This is a genomic window from Koromonas soli (assembly GCF_059726265.1).
Genome location: NZ_AP040872.1, coordinates 2859449 through 2880026, shown reverse-complemented (window position 1 = coordinate 2880026; position 20578 = coordinate 2859449). Strand labels below are relative to the sequence as shown.

The 20578-nt window shown below is 58.3% G+C and carries 22 protein-coding genes; 17 read left to right on the top strand and 5 right to left on the bottom strand.

Translation table 11 applies throughout. The annotated features are described in order from the left end of the window. The first annotated feature begins 10 nt into the window (after positions 1-10). The gene (locus tag AC6IY8_RS12665; protein WP_497774859.1) at positions 11-190 is read left to right on the top strand and encodes a hypothetical protein; all 180 of its coding nucleotides are present in this window, start codon (positions 11-13) and stop codon (positions 188-190) included. After that, positions 190-753, top strand: a complete 564-nt coding sequence (locus AC6IY8_RS12660) for a 3-hydroxyacyl-CoA dehydrogenase NAD-binding domain-containing protein (protein WP_497774858.1) — start codon at positions 190-192, stop codon at positions 751-753. Before AC6IY8_RS12665 ends, AC6IY8_RS12660 begins: the two co-directional genes overlap by 1 nt. A 71-nt stretch (positions 754-824) precedes the next feature. Here the strand turns inward: AC6IY8_RS12660 and AC6IY8_RS12655 are convergent, their stop codons facing one another. The 3 genes from AC6IY8_RS12655 to AC6IY8_RS12645 form a co-directional block, all read right to left on the bottom strand. Beyond that, complete coding sequence (locus AC6IY8_RS12655) at positions 825-2945, bottom strand: M1 family aminopeptidase (protein WP_497774857.1); 2121 nt, start codon at positions 2943-2945, stop codon at positions 825-827. 98 nt (positions 2946-3043) lie between these two features. After that, on the bottom strand, positions 3044-4243 hold the full coding sequence (lpxB, locus tag AC6IY8_RS12650) for a lipid-A-disaccharide synthase (protein WP_497774856.1): 1200 nt from the start codon (positions 4241-4243) through the stop codon (positions 3044-3046). A 48-nt stretch (positions 4244-4291) separates the two neighbouring features. Continuing rightward, complete coding sequence (locus AC6IY8_RS12645) at positions 4292-6196, bottom strand: ABC transporter ATP-binding protein (RefSeq protein ID WP_497774855.1); 1905 nt, start codon at positions 6194-6196, stop codon at positions 4292-4294. A 106-nt stretch (positions 6197-6302) separates the two neighbouring features. Between AC6IY8_RS12645 and hemW the strand changes: the two genes are divergently transcribed. The 15 genes from hemW to AC6IY8_RS12570 all read left to right on the top strand — a co-directional run bounded on the left by hemW (position 6303) and on the right by AC6IY8_RS12570 (position 19497). Beyond that, positions 6303-7493: a radical SAM family heme chaperone HemW gene (gene hemW / locus AC6IY8_RS12640; RefSeq protein WP_497774854.1), complete on the top strand. Its 1191-nt coding sequence runs from the start codon at positions 6303-6305 to the stop codon at positions 7491-7493. 40 nt (positions 7494-7533) lie between these two features. After that, positions 7534-8586 (top strand): threonine aldolase family protein, encoded by a 1053-nt coding sequence (locus AC6IY8_RS12635; protein ID WP_497774853.1) that lies wholly within the window; start codon positions 7534-7536, stop codon positions 8584-8586. A gap of 68 nt (positions 8587-8654) precedes the next feature. Further along, the gene (locus AC6IY8_RS12630; protein ID WP_497774852.1) at positions 8655-9338 is read left to right on the top strand and encodes an SRPBCC family protein; all 684 of its coding nucleotides are present in this window, start codon (positions 8655-8657) and stop codon (positions 9336-9338) included. Positions 9339-9470: 132 nt separating this feature from the next. After that, positions 9471-10613, top strand: a complete 1143-nt coding sequence (locus AC6IY8_RS12625; protein ID WP_497774851.1) for an acyl-CoA dehydrogenase — start codon at positions 9471-9473, stop codon at positions 10611-10613. Between the two features lie 78 nt (positions 10614-10691). Further along, complete coding sequence (gene meaB, locus AC6IY8_RS12620; RefSeq protein ID WP_497774850.1) at positions 10692-11645, top strand: methylmalonyl Co-A mutase-associated GTPase MeaB; 954 nt, start codon at positions 10692-10694, stop codon at positions 11643-11645. Between the two features lie 8 nt (positions 11646-11653). Continuing rightward, positions 11654-12355, top strand: coding sequence for a tRNA (adenosine(37)-N6)-threonylcarbamoyltransferase complex dimerization subunit type 1 TsaB (gene tsaB, locus AC6IY8_RS12615; RefSeq protein WP_497774849.1), 702 nt, complete (start codon positions 11654-11656; stop codon positions 12353-12355). A gap of 44 nt (positions 12356-12399) precedes the next feature. Beyond that, positions 12400-12810, top strand: coding sequence for a ribosomal protein S18-alanine N-acetyltransferase (rimI, locus tag AC6IY8_RS12610; RefSeq protein ID WP_497774848.1), 411 nt, complete (start codon positions 12400-12402; stop codon positions 12808-12810). Between the two features lie 76 nt (positions 12811-12886). Further along, complete coding sequence (locus tag AC6IY8_RS12605) at positions 12887-13105, top strand: DUF465 domain-containing protein (RefSeq protein ID WP_497774847.1); 219 nt, start codon at positions 12887-12889, stop codon at positions 13103-13105. 150 nt (positions 13106-13255) lie between these two features. Beyond that, positions 13256-14548: a TlpA family protein disulfide reductase gene (locus tag AC6IY8_RS12600; protein ID WP_497774846.1), complete on the top strand. Its 1293-nt coding sequence runs from the start codon at positions 13256-13258 to the stop codon at positions 14546-14548. A gap of 67 nt (positions 14549-14615) precedes the next feature. Further along, positions 14616-15248 carry a phosphatidylserine decarboxylase family protein gene (locus AC6IY8_RS12595; protein WP_497774845.1) on the top strand — a complete coding sequence of 211 codons (633 nt, stop codon included), beginning with the start codon at positions 14616-14618 and terminating at the stop codon, positions 15246-15248. A 1-nt stretch (position 15249) separates the two neighbouring features. Next, entirely contained in the window at positions 15250-16155 is a 906-nt protein-coding gene (locus AC6IY8_RS12590; protein ID WP_497774844.1) for a CDP-alcohol phosphatidyltransferase family protein, read from the top strand. Next, positions 16152-17192: an Asd/ArgC dimerization domain-containing protein gene (locus tag AC6IY8_RS12585; RefSeq protein WP_497774843.1), complete on the top strand. Its 1041-nt coding sequence runs from the start codon at positions 16152-16154 to the stop codon at positions 17190-17192. Before AC6IY8_RS12590 ends, AC6IY8_RS12585 begins: the two co-directional genes overlap by 4 nt. Continuing rightward, complete coding sequence (gene lptE, locus AC6IY8_RS12580; protein WP_497774842.1) at positions 17189-17728, top strand: LPS assembly lipoprotein LptE; 540 nt, start codon at positions 17189-17191, stop codon at positions 17726-17728. The genes AC6IY8_RS12585 and lptE overlap by 4 nt, the downstream gene beginning before the upstream one ends. 2 nt (positions 17729-17730) lie before the next feature. Then, the gene (holA, locus tag AC6IY8_RS12575; protein WP_497774841.1) at positions 17731-18855 is read left to right on the top strand and encodes a DNA polymerase III subunit delta; all 1125 of its coding nucleotides are present in this window, start codon (positions 17731-17733) and stop codon (positions 18853-18855) included. Positions 18856-19047: 192 nt separating this feature from the next. Next, positions 19048-19497 carry a MaoC family dehydratase gene (locus AC6IY8_RS12570; protein WP_497774840.1) on the top strand — a complete coding sequence of 150 codons (450 nt, stop codon included), beginning with the start codon at positions 19048-19050 and terminating at the stop codon, positions 19495-19497. A gap of 55 nt (positions 19498-19552) precedes the next feature. Here AC6IY8_RS12570 and rpsT read toward each other — a convergent pair whose 3' ends face one another. Both rpsT and AC6IY8_RS12560 read right to left on the bottom strand, forming a co-directional pair. Beyond that, on the bottom strand, positions 19553-19819 hold the full coding sequence (gene rpsT, locus AC6IY8_RS12565; protein ID WP_497774839.1) for a 30S ribosomal protein S20: 267 nt from the start codon (positions 19817-19819) through the stop codon (positions 19553-19555). A gap of 99 nt (positions 19820-19918) precedes the next feature. Beyond that, a complete protein-coding gene (locus AC6IY8_RS12560) occupies positions 19919-20530 on the bottom strand; it encodes an HAD family hydrolase (RefSeq protein WP_497774838.1) in 612 nt (203 codons plus the stop codon). Positions 20531-20578: the final 48 nt, after the last annotated feature.

Genomic DNA, 20578 nt, shown 5'->3' with positions numbered 1-20578 from the left:
AGGAGGCATCATGGCTCAAAGCGGTGAACTGATTCGAATGATGAATTACGTGGACGACATCGCAACAACTCTTCGGCGCATTGTGGTCGGCAGCGGCTTCATCACGCCCGATGAGCGCAAAAAGTTGGCTGAATACATGCGCAACTCTGACCCGAACTTCACCAAGATGGTCGAACAGTTGGAGAAATAATGATGTCGGCTCCCAATGCGGAGACCATCGCGGTAATCGGTGCGGGTAAAACGGGACGGGCCTTGGCCCGTCGCGCGGCAGTAGCCGGATATCATGTGGTTCTCGAAGATCTCTTTCCTATGTCCCTGGAGGCGGCGCGGCGCGAGATACGGCAGACACTCGAACAGGACGTGAGCTCCGGCGCCTTGCCGCAGCAGGTGGCAGAGGCTGCATACTCACGCATCGATTGCGTCACCACAATTGAGGATGCGGCTCGGCAGGCGCGTATCGTGATGGAAACCGGGCCTGACGAACTGGAGTCCAAGCTGGAGATGTTCTGCTTGCTCGACCGCATCTGTCTTCCTAACACGGTCATTGTCAGTAACTGCCGCATGCTCGATCTGACGGACACCTCCGCCAAGGCGGATTCCATCGTGGGTATGTATTTCTCTGGCGATCATGCGGAGATCAATCGCTCGGCCTTTACTAGCGAACGCGCCATGGAGGTTGCTAAGGAACTTGCAGCGCGAATGGCATCCACTTACACGATTACGGGAGAGGAAATCTCGGCTGCCGGTGTTTGAGCTCAGTTGCATCGACAAATAAGAAAGCCGCGCTGTGGAAAGCGCGGCTTTTCATCTTCATCTAGCGTTGGCTACTGCTCTTTTCTCTCGAAAGCCGTGGCCATATAGTTGCGGGCTTCGTCGAGTGCTCCCTGCGTGTTGTCGTTTGTCTGCAAAGCTTGCTTGTATTCGCCCAATGCTCGCTGACGCTGTCCTGTGATATCGAAGATTTTTCCAAGCTGAATGTGACTCCAAACTTCGGTCCATTTCGGCTCGCCATCGCCATTCAACGAATCGCGGTATGCGTTGGCCGCCGCCTGGTAGTTCTTTTGCAGGTAGAAGACTTCAGCAATGCGATAGTGCGCCAGCGAACTATTCTTGTTCTCCTCGATTGCCTTCTGGAACTCTTTCAGCGATTCGGCAAGATTTCCCTGCTGCACCAGCTGTTGTCCGCGCATAATGGCCGTGCGCAGCTTCAGATCGCCCGAATTCTTCAGCACCCAGTTGTTCGGATCGATGGTGATGCGGCGCGGTTTGCCGAAAGTCTCAATCGTGTAGCTTGAGTCCGTCCCCACAACGTCGATGGTCTTGTCTTCCGTTTTGCCGTCAGTATCGATCTTCAACTGCACCGGCATGCGGAACAGGTCTAGGTCCTGCTTTACCTGTCCCACCACACGAAAGCCCTTCTGCACGCGGAAAACCGTGTATTTGTTCTTGAACTCCGGCGCGCCCGTCGAGTCCAGCCACTGCGAGTAGAACCAGGTCAACTGCTCACCTTGAACGTCCTCGGTCACTTTCTTCAGGTCCTTGAGTCCCACCGGCTTGCCCGCATAGGTCTGGAACAGCGTGCGCATGGATTTGTCGAACTTCTGTTCGCCCATCACCCAGCGAAGCATGTGGTACACCATGCCGCCTTTGTCGTTAGCCATCGACTGGAACACCGGGTCGAACGTATCCAGTGTGCCGATCTGCCCCAGCGGGACGCTGTCATAGGCGAGTGCGCCCACTGCCATGTCCTTCACGGCTTCCTGCGCGCCGGCGGTTCCCGCAGCGTATTCGATATAGCGGCTCTCGCTGTAGCGCGCGCCACCGTCCTGAATCCACCAATCGTTGCGCGTTGCCGGGCTTACGATGGTTCCAAACCACTGGTGCGCCACGGCGTTGGCCAGCAGACGATAATTCACCTTGGCGTTGATGTTGCGTGCCGCAATCCCCACCATCTCCGGAGCCCACGCGGTGGGCACGGAATCATCCGGCAGTTGCACCAGCTTCAGCTCCGAGCTGATCGGCACGCCGTAAATGGTGATGAAAAATCCCAGCTCTTTCGCCGCCGTCTCACCATACTGCTGTGCGAACTCCTGCTTGTCCTTCAGGAAAAACACGTGCACCGTCATGCCGGCTTCACTGACCGGTGTATCCACGAACTTACCGATCACCACGGTTCCCGGGAAGCTTGGGTTCGTCCATGTGAAGCTTGTCGTCTTCATCCCGGGTTCCGACTTGGCCGGGGAAGATGCATTGGCTGTGGCCGCGGTCTTTGCTTTCTTTGCCGGAGGCTTGGTCTCGCGTGTTTTCAGTTTTGGCGTGTCCGGTTCGCTTTCGCTCGGGGTCTTGGCCGCTGCCGTTTCGGCAGTGGTCGGAGCGCTGCCCGCGCCTCCGCTGGCGATCACTGCGTATTCCTGAGGGGCCGAAATCTTTAACCGCGCCGTAAAGCGGTCAATTCCGTAGTTGGTCACCGGGAACCAGCGCCCCGAGTACAGCAGATAAGTGATCGGGTCTCCCACATAGGCAAGCTTCAGGCCCGGGACGGGGCTGTCATCGGCCGAGGTAACGTTTCCTTCGTAGTCAAAGGTTAGCGTCGATTCTTGCCCCTTGCTCATTCCATTCGGCAGCGACACTCGCACTGTCGAATCCTGCGATACGCGCTCCACGGGCAGGGCGTTACCCTTATCGTCCATCACCTGGGTCACGCGTAGCGCATTGTGCAGTTCGAAAGTAGCGATGCTGATGTCATCGAGCGCGACAAACTTGACCTTTGCGCGCGCCGAGAGCTTGTGCGACTGCGGAGATACCTTGGCCTCGATCGTGTAATCCTCTGCCTGGATCCTCGGTTTCTCAGCGGCGCTCACCGCCGTCGTCGCCAGGCAAATCAGTCCCATCAAGGTCGCTAGAACGGTTCGCCTTACCGCCCGTCCTGCCAATCGCATTGCCATATCGCTCCTGCTGAGTAGCACAACTCTAGTTGATGTAAAAAATCCTATAAAAGATGTTGGGCGGCTTCTCCGAATTACCTACGGTTTTCACTTTAGGATCACAATTCCGCAACACGTAATACCGCCTGTGCGGCTCGGTCCGCAGAAGTCACCTGCTTGCCTGCTGATTCATCGTCCGCGCCCAACTCGCCGCGCAGCTTTGCCCGTACCTCGGCCAGCGCCAACATCATGTTATTCCTAGGCTCGCCATCTGCCAGCAATGTGCGGACTTCGCGCTCCACGCTCTCCGGCGTAAATCCGTCCTGAATCAGTTCCGGAACCACCCTCCGGCCAGCGACGAGGTTCACCATGCCGAAATGCGGAAGTTTTACCAGGTGCCTGCCAAGAGTCCACGTGAGCCCGGCGACGCGGTACACCATGACAAATGGCGTCCCAATTAGCGCGGCCTCCACCGTGGCCGTGCCACTTGCGACGATTCCGACCCGTGAATGCAACAAACTTGCCCGAGCATCGTCGGTCAGCTTAATTCTTACTTTCCGCTTATGAAGGAGAATCTGCTCCTCGACCCAATGCTTGTCGAGCGTGCTGGCCACCGGCATCACGTATTGAAATCCATCGCCCAATCGCTCCGCCGCCCCCAGCATAGCGGGAAGATTTAACCGCAACTCTTTGCGTCGGCTCCCGGGCAAGAGGGCAATCCACTCCCGCGAGCGATCCAGTCCCCAGCGCGCGGCAAAATCATCGCGCGTCACTGTAGGCGGCTCCAACTCGCTTAGGGGATGTCCGACGAACTCGACCTCGACGCCATGCTCTGCATAGAACTCGCGCTCGAAGGGAAATATGACCAGCATTTCCGAGATATAACGCTGCACGAGCTGCAAACGCCCCTTGCGCCACGCCCAAAGCTGAGGGCTCACGTAGTACACGACGCGAATCCCGCGCCGGTGCAGTTCCTTTGCCAGCCTCAAATTCCAGTCGGGGAAGTCGATCAGCACCGCCACATCGGGGCGTTTCCGGTCCACCTCCGCCAGTAGCTTATGAAATTGACGGTAAATTCCGGGCAGGTGGCTCAATACCTCGAACAGTCCAACGACGGCCACATCCCGGGCATCCACCACCAGTTCGCATGCCGCCTCGCGCATGCGCTCGCCGCCCATGCCGAAGCAATCGACGGCCCCGGGGTGCAAACGGCGCAGCGCAGCGATCAACTGCGCCCCATACATCTCGCCGGAAGCCTCTCCGGCCGAGATCAGCACGCGCAGGTTTCGCCGCAAATCAGGATTTATTTCGTTGGACATGTGCGCCGACCAGAATATCAGGCGCGGAGCGTTGAGGAGAGTGCCAGGCTAGTCAGCACCCGCCTCCGGAGCCGTCTGTACGGGGGCGGCGCTCATTGCCGCACCCAGCTCCTGATCCTTGTACTGCAACTGGTAGAGCTTCCAGTAAACGCCCTTCATCGCAAGCAACTGCTGATGCGTGCCCATTTCGCGGACCTTGCCCTTGTGCATCACGATAATCTTGTCAGCCCGCTGGATGGTTGATAGCCTGTGGGCGATGATCAGCGATGTGCGGCCCTCCACGAGCCTCGTCAGTGCGTCACGCACGCGGAATTCGGTCTCGGTATCCACACTCGAGGTCGCCTCATCCAGGATCAGGATTCGCGGATTATGTGCCAGCGCCCGCGCAAACGAAACGAGCTGCTTCTGGCCGGTCGAGAGCGTGTTTCCGCGCTCCTGCAATGGCGTATCGAATCCCTCGGGCAGCGATTGGATGAAGTCTGCGACGTTTACTTCCTCCGCCGCGCGCTCCACGGCTTCTCTTGTTACGTGCGCCGAGCCGAGCTTGATGTTGTCTGCAATCGTGCCGCTGAAGAGGAACGGATCCTGTAGCACCACTCCGCACCGTCGCCGCAATTCCTGCAAATTCATCTCGCGAACATCCACACCGTCGATTCGCACCGCGCCCTTCTGCACGTCATAGAAGCGCAGCAGCAGTGAGATGAGCGTGGTTTTTCCTGCTCCCGTATGACCTACGATCGCGACGGTTTCGCCTGGCTCCAGGGTGAATGACACACCGCGCAGCACCCAGTCCCATTCCTCGCCCGGCACGGCTTTCCCGTCTTTCTCGACCGGAATGTGCCGATAGGCAAACCACACGTCGTCGAACTCGATTCGTCCCGGGCCCTGCGGTTCCTTAGCCGCCTCGGGAGACTGAATCTTCGCCTCGGTGTCCAGCAGCTTGAAAATCCTCTCTCCAGCGGCCATGGCCGACTGAAGAATATTGAATTTCTCGCTCAGGTCCTGGATGGGACGGAAGAACCTCTGCGCATACTGCATGAAGGCCACCAGCACGCCAAGCGTTGTCACCCCCGACAGCACGCTATGACCGCCATACCAGAGCACGCAGGCGATTGCGATCGACGATAGCGTTTCAACAATCGGATAGTACAGCGCATAAGCCAGGATTGCGTCCTTGAACGCGGTCATGTGCTGCTCGTTTACAGCTTCAAACTCCTCGTACGATTTGCGCTCGCGGTTGAACAACTGCAGAGGGATGATGCCGCTGATATGCTCCTGCAAAAACGAGTTGATACGAGCAATCGCCACGCGAATGCGCCGATAGCTGTCGCGCACCGCCTTGCGGAAAATCTGAGTCGCAATGATGATGATCGGCAGCACAAGGAAGGCGATCAAAGCCAGCCGCCAGCTCATCGACAGCATCACCCACAGGATTCCAGCCAGAACAAAGACGTCCTCGACAATCGACACCACGCCTGAGGTGAACATTTCGTTCAGGGCATCTACGTCGGTCGTTACGCGTGTCACCAGCCGACCTACCGGATTCTTGTCGAAAAACGAGATATCCATCCGTTGCAGATGGCGATAGATCTGGCTCCGCAGATCGAACATTACCTTCTGACCGGTCCATTGCATCAGGTATGTCTGCGTGTATTCAAACAGGAACCCCAGCAGCAGCACGCCCAGGAACATTCCGCCGATCTGGGCAATTCCGACCATCGGCTCCGCGCTCAGGAAGCGGTCAAGGAACGTGTGCCCGCCAGCGTGCGACGACAGGTACTTATCGATAGCGACCTTCGTCAGGTAGGGCCCAAGGACGTCAGCCCCTGCTTTCAGGACGATAGCGATCAGCGCCACCGCGACTTGCAGCGAGTAAGGGCTTAGATACCCAATTAACCGGCGCACAATCCGGCGGTCGTAAGCTTTACCTAGTACTTCTTCCTCTGCGGCCATGTTCTCCTATTTTAGATGGAAGCTGCGCCGTTCGCGCTTCACCGCCTGGTTCTCGAATCCTGCGCGCTGGGCCAAGATGTGCGACGGCGATACACTTGAGCAGGGCATGACCTCCGAAGTCCATTCCGCCATTTACGTTTCCGTCCCGTTCTGCCGGACGAAATGCTCGTTCTGCAACTTTGCCTCGGGCGTTTTCTCGCGCGAACGGTTCGACCGCTACATTGCACACCTCGAACGCGAAATCGGCAATGCTCCAGCGCTCACAGCGGCAATAGGGTCAAAGTTTGATCCGGTTCTCGATTCCGTGTATCTCGGCGGAGGAACTCCAAGCGTCCTTGCTCCCGATCAACTCGAGCGCCTCTTCACCGCTATTGCAAATACCTTCGAGGCGTCCAACACTGCCGAGTTCACGGTCGAGGTCGCCCCGGGGACGCTCTCCGACGAAGTTCTTAATGTTCTGCTTCGCTTCGGCATCAATCGCGTCTCGCTCGGCGTTCAGTCGTTTGCCGATCAGGAGACCCGTTCGGTTGGGCGCCTGCACACCCGAGACATTGCAATCCGCGACGTTGAGCGCCTTCGACGTGCTGGCATTCGCGAAATCAGCATCGACCTGATCTCCGGACTTCCGTACCAGACAATAGAAAGCTGGGAGCAGTCGCTCGACGTTGTTCTATCGCTCGATGTTCCGCATGTGAGTGTTTACATGCTCGAAATCGACGATGACTCGCGCCTTGGCCGCGAACTCATCGCGGGTGGCACGCGCTACCACGCCCACCACGTGCCCGACGAGGAGTTGACAGTTGCGCTTTACGAGCGCGCCTGCGAACGCCTGAACGCCTCTGGTGTAACCCAGTATGAAATATCCAACTTCGCACGCTCCGGCCACGGGTCGCGCAACAATCTGCGGTACTGGCAGCGCCTGCCCTATTTCGGATTCGGCGTCGATGCGCATTCCATGTTCGCCACGCCGACCGGGTCCGATCCTCATCGCGCCGTGCGCCTCGCCACCCCAGACTCGCTTGATGCCCTGCTCACCGGAGGTGCTCCCGAGCGCACGCTCATCAGCGGGCAACAGGCGTTGGAAGAAACCTGGTTCCTCGGTCTTCGCATGAATCGTGGAGTAGAGTTGGCGGCCATCGAACGCGACTTCGGCCCTGATGCTCTCGAATCTTATCGGCCCACCATTTCTGCGCTTGTAGAGAGAGGATTGCTCACTTCGGGCGATGGCCGTGTGCGTCTCACACCACGTGGGCGATTGCTTTCCAATGAAGTCTTCACTGCATTCCTGCGCGACTAGCGTTTAAACTGATCTATTCCACATCTTTTTGGGAGCACTCATGAGTACACCTTGCATCGATCTTCGCAGCGATACCGTAACCCTGCCCAGCGACGAGATGCGTCGCGCTATGGCATCCGCCGAAGTTGGCGACGATGTTTATAGCGAGGACCCAACGGTCAATCGCCTGGAGTCGCGCGCCGCGGAGATCTTCGGACGTGAAGCGGGCATCTTTGTCCCCTCCGGAACCATGGGAAACCAGATCGCGATCAAGTTGCACACGCGTCCGGGCCAGGAAATCCTGTGCGAAGAGCGCGGCCACATCTTCAACTATGAAATGGCGATGCTGAGCTGGTTCAGCGGATGCATCGTGCGCCCGATTTCCGCGCCGCAGGGCATTCTGTCATGGGACGTCATTGCTCCCAAGATCGCCGGCCCGACGTATTACCTCGCGCAAACCGGCCTTATCTCCATGGAGAACACCCACAACATGGCTGGAGGCACCGTCACTCCCATTGCTGCGATGGATGAAATCTGCTCCAAAGCGCATGAAATCGGCCTCCCCGTCCATCTCGATGGAGCGCGCGTCTTCAATGCCGCAGCGTTCCTCGGCAAGCCTGTCGCGGAGGTCACGCGCAGCTTTGACTCCATCATGTTCTGCCTCTCGAAAGGCCTGGGTGCTCCTGTCGGCTCACTGCTCGTCGGCAACAAGGAATTCATTCAGGAAGCGCGTTCCGTGCGCAAAGCTCTTGGCGGCGGCATGCGCCAGGCCGGAATTCTCGCCGCAGCGGGTCTTATTGCACTTGAGTACGGCCCTACACGCCTTCACGAAGATCACGACAACGCAAAAGTGCTCGCCCGGGGATTGGCTGAAATTCCCGGCATCAGCATTGACCTCGATACAGTGCAGACCAACATCGTCATCTGCGACGTGAGCGGCACGGGCAAATCCTCATCGGAGATTGTCGCAGCGCTCAAGTCCGAAGGCGTTTTCTCCGGCACAGTGAATGCGACATCTGTTCGCTTTGTCACCCACCTCAATGTTTCTCCGGCAGATTGCGAGAAGGCTCTGCAAGTTCTTCGCACCATCTGCCACCCTCGCGTCACAGCCTGAGTTCTGGTTTTGCTGCGTGGTGCTGACCGGAGCGGCGCAGTCCGCTTCCGGTCGCATCCAAGCCTGCCATGTCCCTCAGGATCGAATACGCCGCCGTCGCTCAATGTGCCCCCACTCACATCTGGCAAGTCTTCGAAGAAATTGAGCGCTGGCCGCGATGGGACCCTCAGGCCATCAGCGATGTGCGATGGGTGAGCGGTTCACCGTGGACCAAGGGTGCGCGGTTCACCATCCAGATGCAGAAACCGATGTCCTTCCACCTCACTCCTGAGATCATGGAAGTTGAGCCTCCCATCTACGTTCACCTGCGCGGTGAGGGGAAGGGAATCTCGGGGGAGCAGTTTTACATCTTCCGCTGGCTGGGTGATGCGCAAACTACCGAGGTGCGGACTCTGCAGCAGTTCCAGGGTGCGGCGCTGAAGTTGCTCGGGCGAGCGGTCAAACCTGCTCTCGAAGCCGGTATCAGAAACATGTTTTCCCGTGTCGTGCGGGAAGCCGAGTACCTCGCGCGGATCGAAGCCACTCCAATCCCGCACTCTGCGAGCGAGGCCACCCCGCCTGCACAAATGGCGTGTCCTATCGATCTCCGACGGGAACCAGAACACGATCCGGGCGATCAAGAGCATCGTCCGGTCGGCGATCCCGTTCCAGCCTCGGGCGATCCGGCGCCCCCACCCGTAGGCGATCCCGTGCCGCCTTCGGTTGACCCGACTCCTCCCGCCGGCGATCCACCGCTTCCCAAACGCGACTAACGTGCTCCTCTGGCATGCGGCATTCGGCTCTCGTCCTGCATCTATGACTCTGGATCGTGTGGTATAACCATCCGTTTGCCTCGGCTCTCCAAGGCGCGAGTGCCATCAGTTCATCCCAGTAACGGAGGAAGTGTGGACTTCCAACTCACCGACGAGCAATTGCAACTTCAGAGCACAGTACGAGAGTTTGCTGCGCGCGAAATCGCCCCGCACGTTCACGAGTGGGACGAAAGCTCTCATTTTCCGCTCGAGACTCTGAAGGAACTCGGAAAGCTCGGCCTGATGGGGTGCATCTTCCCCGACGAGTACGGCGGCGCGGGATATGGCTACATCGAGTACGTAATCGCCATTGAGGAACTCTCGAAGGTGGACGGCTCCGTCGGCATCATCGTTGCCGCGCACACTTCGCTCTGCTCCAACCACATTTTTATCGCTGGCACCGAGCAGCAAAAGCGCAAGTACATTCCGCTGCTCGCCTCCGGAGAATACATCGGAGCCTGGGCACTTACCGAACCCGGCAGCGGTTCCGATGCTGCTGGAGCGCGTTGTTCCGCTACCCGCAAAGGCGACCGCTGGGTGATCAATGGCACAAAGACCTTCATCACCAATGGTGGCCATGCCGACGTTTCGGTCATTGTCGCCGTTACCGACAAGTCCCAGGGCACTCGCGGCCTCTCTGCCTTCATCGTCGAGCGTGGCACTCCCGGCTTTCGTGCCGGAAAAAAAGAAAACAAGCTTGGCTTGCGAGCGTCCGACACCTCCGAGCTGATCCTTGAAGACTGCGAGATCCCGGCAGAAAACTTGCTGGGCAAAGAGGGTGAGGGCTTCATCGATGCCATGCGCATCCTCGATGGCGGGCGCATCTCCATCGCCGCGCTTGGCCTCGGCATGGCCACCGGAGCCTACAATTGCGCGCTCCAGTACAGCCGGCAGCGCAAGCAGTTCGGTCAGGCAATCAGCGAATTTCAGGGCATCCAGTGGAAACTTGCCGATATGGCTACAGAGATCGACGCCGCCCGCCTGCTCACCATGCGAGCTGCTTGGCTCAAGGACCACCACTGCAAGACCACCCTCGAGTCCTCGATGGCCAAGCTCTACTCCTCTGAGGTTGCCGTGAAGGTGGCAAACGAGGCCGTCCAGATCCACGGCGGCTACGGTTTCATCAAGGACTACCCGGCCGAGAAGTTCTATCGGGATGTCAAGCTCTGCACCATTGGCGAAGGCACGAGCGAGATCCAGCGCCTGGTCATTGCGCGTAATCTGCTCGACAGGTAAACGCGCCCGGTTTCGGCGGTATTCTGCATGAGGTTTTGCTCTCGTGCTTTGTTACACTAGTGGCGCGAGACTTATACCGTGACTTCCTCTATCTCAAGCTGGGTTGAACAGATCCGCTCGGGCGATCTCCGAGCCCTTTCGCGTGCCATCACTGCGGTCGAGAACCGCACATCTGCTTCGAATGAGCTGTTGAAGGCTCTGTTCGCGCACTCCGGTTCGGCTCGCATCGTTGGCCTCACCGGTGCTCCCGGCGCAGGTAAAAGCACGCTGGTGGACGCCCTCGCTGCCCAGTATCGCAAGCGCCAGCAGACGGTCGGCATTATCGCCATCGATCCCACTTCGCCTTACACCGGAGGCGCGATTCTCGGCGACCGCATTCGCATGCAATCGCATTGTGGAGACAACGGAACGTTTATTCGCAGCATGGCCACCCGTGGCGCCCTCGGAGGCCTCTCCAGCACCACTGCCGACGTCGCCACTGTGCTCGATGCCGCTGGCCGCGACCTTGTCATCATCGAAACCGTGGGAGTTGGGCAGGATGAGGTGGACATTGTTCGTCTCGCCGATGTCACTATCGTCATTCTCGTCCCCGGCATGGGCGATGACGTGCAGTCGATCAAGGCCGGCATCATGGAAATTGCCGACATCTTCGTTATTAATAAGGCCGACCGTGAGGGAGCCGAACGCGTCGAGCGCGAGATTAAGGCAATGCAGTCACTCTCGATGCGCAGCGACAACTGGGTACCTCCCGTTCTTAAGACCATCGCCAGCAACGGCACTGGTATTCCCGAACTCGCCTCAGCCATCGATCAGTACGAGGAGTTTCTCTCCACCAGCGAACTCGGCAAGCAGCGCCGCATCGACAACTGGCGCAACCGCCTTCGCGAGATGCTGCGCGACGAAGTTCTTCGTCGCATTGTTCGCGGCGCGTTTTCTGACGAGGCCGTGAGCGAATACGCGGCGCAGGTCGCCGGACACCAGTGCGACCCTTATTCACTCATCGACGACATCGTCGGTAAGCTATCCCGTTAGGTGCTGGTGTGCTGATACTTGCCATCGACACCGCCGGACGGCAGGGAAGTGTTGCTCTGCTCCGCGCCCAGCAGCACGGACTCGAGACCCTCGATTCCACAACGCTCCCCGGCGGACGCTACTCTGAGGTTCTCGTTGCGGGCATTGCCGACATGCTCGCCCGTCACGGCCTTAATAAGAGCTCAGTCGAACTCATCGCTGTCGCCAGCGGCCCTGGTTCTTTTACCGGCCTTCGCGTCGCCATCGCCACGGTGAAAGGCTTGGCCGAGGCCTTCGGAACCCCCGTTATTGCCGTTTCCGTGCTCGAGGCGATCGCAAGCGCCTCCGGTGCGCAAGGCAAGGTGCTCGCCGCTCTCGATGCCCAGCGTAATGAGGTTTTTTTCGCCTCATACGATCTGACATCTGCAGCTCCGGTGTTGATCGACCGCGAGGCGATCTCTAAAGCTTCCGATTTGATCCAGCATCTTGAGTCCAATAACTCTCGCGAGCCTGTTTTCACTCCAGATCAGTCGGTTGTCACGGGTCTCGCAGAGGCGGGCATAGCAGCTACGCTAATTGCGCGTCCTTCGCCCGAGGTCTTCGCGCATCTCGCATTCAGCAAATTCCTACATGGCGAGCGCAGTGACGTTTCTGTCCTCGATGCTAACTACGTGCGCCGCTCCGATGCTGAGATCGTTGCAGCTCCCAAATTCGGCATCGTTCCCCGATAGCCATGCACATCCGAGCCGCCGCTGAATCTGACTTGCAGTCTCTGATGGCCCTCAGCTCAGTCGTAGATTCCGCCGCACACTGGACCGAGCAGCAGTGGCTGGATATTTTCCGCACCCAAGCTCCTCCGCGTCACGCTTGGCTCGCCCAAGAGCCGAAGGGTGGCGATGTAGGGTTTGCAGTAGCTCAGCACAACGGTCCTGATTGGGAGCTCGAGAACATCGCTGTCCTGCCGGAGTTCCGTCGGCTTGGCGTAGGACGCCAGCTTCTCTCGACGTTGATTGCCAAAGCTCGTTCGGAGAATGCGGAGCGCATTTTGCTCGAGGTTCGAGCCTCAAACATATCGGCAGCTCGGTTTTATTTGATGAATGGATTTCAGCAACTAGCGTGCCGTCGCGCCTATTACGAAAAACCTTCCGAAGATGCACTAATACTGGTGCTTTCGCTCAAGAAGTAGCTTGCGATTTCGCTTGCCGCAGTTCAGAGTCCGGTGCTAGCTTGTCTAACACCTGATTTCAGGCTTGGAGGTGCTGATGGAAGCTCCAGTACGCGAACAGCTCCTGGCCAGCAGCGATGAATTTCGCAGGCTGGCGGACGAACACCGTAATTACTCCCAGCGTATCGAATCCCTCGCCAACAAAAAGTACCTTTCCGAAGAAGAAAAACTCGAAGAAGTCCGACTTAAAAAGCTGAAATTGCGCTTAAAGGATGAAATGGAGTCTCTTAGAGCTCGAGCTCAACGTATCGCCTGAGTAACCGGCGCCCCTGAGCGCATTGCGCTCGCCGAGCCGAAACTCCGCCAGGGGATGACCACTCCCATCGCGTGACTGGTCATCCTCTCGCTATTTCTGCTCACTCCACCGTTACTTCCAATCAGATTTCGGAGTATGTTCCAATGCAGTATGCGTAAGGCTTTCCTGTTCGCCCTGATCCTGCTTGCCCCGTGCATTGCTCCCGCGCAGCAACCGCCCACCCCTAGCTTCGCGTGCAACTGGTCTGCACAACTCACCGCAGCGCGTCCCGGACAGAGCGACGGCTACATTGTTCCTTTCGATCTCGAAATTGGAAGGACTAGCTCTGGTCTTCATGCGGAACTGGTGAACGGCAGCGACCGTATCCCGTTCTCCTCCGCTATACAGAACGGAAACGAAATCGTCCTGCGCCTGGATCAATACGATTCCACGCTCACGGCCCGTTGCACCTCATCCAACGTCGCAGAACTCACCAGCGGGCGTTGCATCGAGATCCAAGGCCAATACGAACGACAGAAAGGATCGTCCGTTTCGCGCTACGCGTTCAGCGCCAGATGCAAAGGGTCTATCGCATCCTCCACATTGGTCGATCCCAACGCGAATATAAGTGGCGACTGGCATTTCACCTTCACCGACCAAGCTGGCAAGCCCGCCGCCGAACCCACCGCACCAGCTCATTTCACCCAACGCTCCCTTTATGTTGAGGGCACTATCGCTCCCATCAGCGGAGACTACGGCTTGCTCTCCGGCGAATTGGTCGGAGGTCGAGAGCTTCACCTCTCGCGCTTTGATGGAATCCACGCCCTGCGTCTTGATGGCCACCTAGGCGCCCCCGATCGCTTGGAGGGTGTCTTTCACGAGGCTCCCACCAGCACGCTGAATTTTGTAGCCACTCGCACGGCCGCTGCTTCCGCCGGGTTTGACGAAGCTGAGCACATGACCACCGTGCAGGATCCCTCGGCACCATTTCACTTCCAGGGACTCGATCCTGCTGGCGTCAACATTACCCAGGATGACCCTCGTTTTCGCGGCAAAGTGGTGCTGGTGGACATCTTCGGGACCTGGTGCCCGAACTGCCACGACGAAGCGCCTCTGCTTGAGTCGCTCTATACGAAATTCCACGCCCGCGGCCTTGAGATTCTCGGCCTCAGCTATGAATATGTGGACGACCGTGCCCGCAACCAGCGGCTGCTCGGAATTTATCGCAACAAATACGGCATTCAGTTCCCGTTGCTGCTCGCCGGCACCACCGATTCTGGGCAGATCGCCAAGACACTTCCGCAGTTGCGAAACTTTGGAGCTTATCCCACGACGATCTTCCTCGACCGCCACGGGCGCGTGCGTCTCATCCATGCCGGATTCTCCGGCCCTGCCACGGGTAGAATCGATGAAGTCAGGCAGAGCTTCGAGCGCACAATCGAGAAACTGCTCGACGAGCAGTAACCTTGTCGAGCCCCTTAGCCTTTCCGGGCCACTCCGCGTCACGCTTCGTTATAATCGAGAGGTCCTCATGGTACGCGACGGAATCTATTACGCGCTGGCTTTGGTTGCAGTGGCGGTCCTTATTGCTGTTTGGACCACGCCGCTGCTCGCCCTCGTGCCGCTCTTGTTAGCGGCCTTCTTCCTCTGGTTTTTTCGTGATCCGGAGCGCGTCATTCCGTCCACGCTTGGCGCCGTTGTTTCTCCCGCTGATGGCAAGGTGACCTCGGTTTCCACCATTCAGGTCTCCGGCGAACCGTGTCTCAGCATCAGCATCTTCCTCAACGTATTCAATGTTCATGTGAACCGCTCTCCGACTGGCGGTGTCATTACCGCCGTGCAGTACCATCGCGGCAAATACCTGAACGCGATGAACCCCGCCTCGGCAGAAGAGAACGAGCAAAACGTCTGCACCCTCAAGACCGAGGAGGGCTACAGTATTGTCTTCAAGCAGATCGCCGGACTGCTGGCGCGTCGTATCGTCTTCTCGCGCCAGGTCGGAGATCGCGTCGCACGCGGCGAGCGCATTGGACTCATCAAGTTCGGGTCGCGTTGTGACGTCATTATGCCTGCCTGTGCCGAGGTATTGGTAAAGGTGGGCGACGCCGTGTATTGCGGCTCTTCGACGTTAGCCGTTCTGCCGCCGGCGCAAGGAGAAATCTGAGATGGAACTGCCGAATCGTCGCATGAGCGACGGGCAATCACGCCGGCTGCGCAAGGGCATGTACATTCTGCCCTCGCTGTTCACCACGGCGAATCTAGCGGCTGGCTTCTACGCTATTGGCCAGACTGCCGTTGGTGCGGCTCACGCCCTCGGCATGATCGGCGGCGGATCCGATCCTCTGCAATTTGCCTCCACGTATTTCAATCATGCCGCCATCGCCATCGGTTTCGCCGTTTTCTTCGACGGGATGGATGGAGCAATTGCTCGCCTCACCCACACCACCAGCGACTTTGGCAAGGAACTCGACTCGCTTGCAGATGTTGTTACCTTTGGCGTCGCTCCGGCGATTCTGGCGTGGATGTGGGGTTTCCTCTGCCTTCCGGCTTCGCTCGACGTTGACTTACGCGACAAGCTAATCCAGTTTGGAGCCATTGTCGCCTTCGCATTTCTCACCGCTGGCGCTTGCCGTCTCGCACGCTTCAACATCACTCTGAACCCGCAGCCCAAGAACCCAGGTCGTCCCGATCGCAAATATTTCGTGGGTATGCCCATCCCTGGCGGTGCCGGATGTTTGGCAGCCGTGGTTCACCTGCGGCTTGGTTATCCCGTGCAGGCATGGTGGAGCTCCATCATATGGATGGTTTACATCTTCCTCTGCGCGTTTTTGATGGTGAGCACTTGGCGTTTTTGGAGCGCCAAGAGCATTGATTTCCATAATCGCCAGGCTTCGCGACTGTTCGTGGTGTTTGCTCCCATTCTCGCGGCCATTTGGTTTTTCCACCGCTACGTTCTGTTTGTTCTCGCAGTCACCTATATGATTTCGGGTGTATTCTTCCGCCTCACTTATGCATTTCGGCGTAGAGATCCCGTGTCGCCTACACCACCAGCGGTCCTTGGGGAATCATGACATCTGCCAGGAATTCCAATCTATTTCGAGTCGCACTCGTTGGAGCCTCTGCCCTTAAGGGCAAGGAAGTTCGTGATGTGCTCAGCGAGCGCAGCTTTCCTGCGGTTGATTACAAGCTGCTGGACGAGGATGAAGCCCTCGGACAACTCGACGCAGTAAATGACGAACCCACGGTGATTCAGGGCGTCCTCCCTGAGCACCTTGAAGGCGTCGATTTTTCGTTCCTCACCGCCGATGAATCCTACATCGCGCAGACCTGGGCGACCGTGCGCGACTCGGGTTCTGAAATCATCGATCTCAGCTACGCCCTGGAGAACAACACTGACGTCGTCTTCCGCGCACCGTGGATCGAGCGCGAGCTTGGCAGCACGCCCGAGGTCGAACTGAAATCAGCACCGGTGGTCATTGCGCATCCCGCCGCCGTCGTTCTCGCCCTGCTGCTCGCTCGGCTTCAGAAAGCGTCGCCTCTCGCGATGGCGACAGCTGTTGTCACGCAACCGGCTTCCGAATACGGCCGTCGCGGGCTGGACGAGCTGCATGATCAGACCATCAATCTGCTCAGCTTCCAGCAAATGCCGACCACCACTTTTGGAACTCAGGTGGCCTTCAATCTCTCGGTACAGCCGGGTGCCAGCGCCAACCCAACATTGGCTGAGGTCGAGTCTCGCATCGTGCGTCACTATAAGGTGATCACGCACGAGGAACTCCTTCGCCCCGCGCTGCTACTGGTTCAGGCTCCGGTCTTCCACGGCTACATCATTGCCATCTACATCAAGACCAGCGCGCCCGTTACCACCACCGCACTGGAATCTGCCCTCACAGGCCCGCACGTGACCGTGACCAAAGCCGAGGAAGACCTTCCCAGCAACGCCAATATCGCCGGCTCGTCAGAAATCCTCGCCAGCGTTCGTCCTGACAGTTCCGGCGATGGCTTCTGGATCTGGGCTGCCTGCGACAATCTTCGTGTATCGGCTCTCCAGGCCGTCGAGTGCGCCGAAGGCATGGTGCAGACCCGTCCGCGAGGCCAGCTCCAATGAGCTCGTGGTCATCTCGCGCGCGGCGGTTCGCTATCTCCTTTGCGATCGCAATATCGCTGCTGACCGCCTCCTGCGGCTATCACGCCGCAGGCAAGGCTTTGCAGCTGCCGCCCAATATCAAGACACTTGCCGTGTCCTCGTTTCTCAATCAAACACGCACGTACCACGTTGAGACCGGGCTGACCAACGCTGTTATCCGCGAATTCAATACCCGTACGCATTATCGCGTTGTTCACTCGGAAGCCAACGCCGACGCCGTTCTCAACGGTACTGTGACCGCGGTTGAGGTTGCTCCTGTGGCATACGACTCCGTTACTGGTCGTGCCGCAACGGGTTTGGTCACCATCAACATGAAGGTCACCTTAACCGCACAGGACGGGCGCGTGCTGTACAGCAATCCCAACTACGTATTCCGCGATCAGTACCAGATTTCCAACGAGCTCTCCAGCTTCTTTGAGGAGCAGGGGCCTGCTCTCGATCGCCTTTCGCGTGACTTCTCTCGCACGCTGGTCAGTAACATCCTGGAGGCGTTCTAGCATTGAAGTCATTTGCTCCAGTGGAACGCTTTGTCAACGATGTCAGCTCCGGCAAGCTGCAGGCTGGCTATGTCTTTGTCGGCGATGAAGGATTCTTCCGCCGCACCTGCCGCGAAGCGATTTTGAAGCACCTCGTCCCCGAAGGCCTGCGCGAGTTCAGCTTCTACGAGTTTGATCTTGAAAGCTGCGAAGTTGTCGAGATTCTCGACCGTGCCCGCACGCCATCGCTGATGGCGCCCTTCCAAGTGTTCTTCGTTCGCGGGGTAAAAGCGCTCTATGGCCGCGGCAAGCACGACGCGGAGTTTGCTGCCATTGGCGACTACGCCAAGAATCCAAATCCGGATGCGCTTCTGATCTTCGTCGCCGACCACATAAGCATCCCCGCCGACCTGCGGCGCATGGAGATGACCGACAAGGAGCGCTACGAGCGCATTCGCGAAACACTTGGCGACTCGTTCACCATCATTGAGTTTGCCCGCGTTGACGAGGGCGAGGCTATCAAGTGGCTCAACGAGACCGCCGCGCAGCACTCCGCCAAAATCGAGCAGGACGCCTCGCGCGAGCTCGTCGATTCCCTCGGCGGAGACATGATGATGATCTCCAACGAACTCGAGAAGCTTCTGCTCTATGTTGGAGAGAAAAAGCGCATTACGCTCGGCGATGTCGAAACCATGGTGCTCGCCGCCAAGCAGCGCACTCTGTACGAGCTGACCGACGCACTCTCGTCGCACAATCGCGCGCGCGCCCTTGAGATCCTTGATGCAATGCTCAACACCGGGGACGGCGACGAAGCTGCCATCGGACATCTATACATGTTGGCCCGCACTTTCCGCCAGATGCTTGTCATTCTTGAGCGCAATGTCCGCGATACGCGCACGCTCTACCAGGTCCTCTGGCAGGGCTTCCGCATCCCGCCTTTTGCTGCCGAAGACGTCATCCGTCAGGCTCGCCGCTACAAATCTCGCCGCGAACTCACGCGTGCGCTCCGCCTCATCTCTCGTGCCGACGCAGCCTTGCGTACCAATCCGCCGAGCAAGCGCCTCGTGCTTGAGAACCTGGTACTCGACCTCGCCGCCGAGCCTAAGGAACAGCTCCCCGCCTGGCAGCAGGAAGCGCTGATCGACTGACTCATTTCCGAAAAGCTGTCATCCTGAGCACGGCCAAGTATCCTCGCGCACTCCAAACTATCGCGACCCCAAGAGGCTTCTCACCCCCCCCCGACCTCATCTCGGTCGCAAACGACTGGCTAATGCGCTTCTTCGCCTGAGTTCGCGAATCCAATAAAGTTGAGTGTTGCATCAGAGGAGATCGGGGACGCAATGGACGGCCAGCTCTATTTCGAAGACTTCACTATCGGACGGCGCTTCACCAGTGAAACGTATGTGTTGACCGAGGATCAGATTAAGCAGTTTGCGAGCGAGTTCGACCCACAGCCATTCCATCTTGACGAGGAGGCTGCCTCGACGTCGCTCTTCGCTGGCCTTGCCGCAAGCGGATGGCACACGGCCGCCGCAACCATGCGATTGCTGGTCACAAGCTGTTCCATCTCCGGCGGCATGGTCGGAGCCGGAGTTGAGATCAACTGGCCAAACCCGGCCCGTCCCGGCGATGAACTGCGCGTCATCAGTGAGGTTCAGCAGGCGACGCCCTCACGCACCAGGCCCGACCGCGGCATCGTCCTGATGCGCAGCGAAACTCGCAACCAGAACGACACGCTGCTTCAGGTACTCACTGCTAAACTCGTCGTGCCACGCAAGCCGCGATCGTAATCGTGGCAAACGAAAACGGCAGGCCGAAGCCTGCCGTCTCTCAAAGCAATCTCAGTTACTTGGTTGCGGCCTTCACGCGAGCCGAGAGACGGCTCTTGTAACGCGATGCCGTGTTCTTGTGCAGGATGCCCTTCTGCACGCTCTTGTCCAGAGCCGAAACCGTCTCGCGGAATGTCGTGTCCAGCGCGGTCTTATCGCCGGAGGTCAGTGCGGTGCGCAGATTGCGCAGCGCCGAACGCATACGCGACTTGTTGGCGCGGTTAGTCGCCGTTTTCGTTTCCGTCTGTCGTGCGCGCTTCAGCGCCGAAACATGATTCGCCATACTTACCTTATGTCCTTAATAGTCAAAACTGGAACCTTCGTCCCGAACAACTTATTTTACGGTATTTTCCGAGTTTTCCGCAAACCAGCGCTGCCGCGCTTAGTTCACTTGCGCAGCCTGCCTTCTTTCGAGGGGCGTCGGAACCCGCACTGAAGCCATTCCTGCCGCCGTCGCCGCCTGGATGCCCATGTCCGTGTCTTCGAATACCAGGCACTTCTGCGGCGCGACGCCCAGCTTTTCTGCTGCCATCAAAAACGGATCAGGATGCGGCTTGCTGCGCGCATATTCGCCCGCGCACACAATCGTGTCGAAGCGATCCAGCAGGCCGACCGTCCCCAGCGACTTCGTCACCGAGTTGCGCCTGCTCCCGGTAACCACCGCATAAGGAATTCGCCCTTGCTGTGCCTCAATATGTTCCAGAACCTCCGGCACAATCCTTAGCTCGGGCAGCAACTCGAAATACATCTTTTCCTTGCGCTCAGCAACCTCTTTCACCGGCATTGAGAGCCCGTGCAGAGCGTTCAAGTCAGCGATAATCTCCATCGCCGGCTTTCCGCCCCATTCGTAGAAGAGTTCTTCATCAAACTCGCAGTTCCACTCTTTCAAGGCCAGTGTCCACGCAATGTAGTGGAGCGGCATTGAATCGACAATCGTGCCGTCGCAGTCGAACAAGTACGCCTCAAACTCGCCGGCGGGTAATTTCAACTTCATCTCGTAACATTCCTTTCCTCCATTGTAGCGGACGCAAGCAGGCGAGTT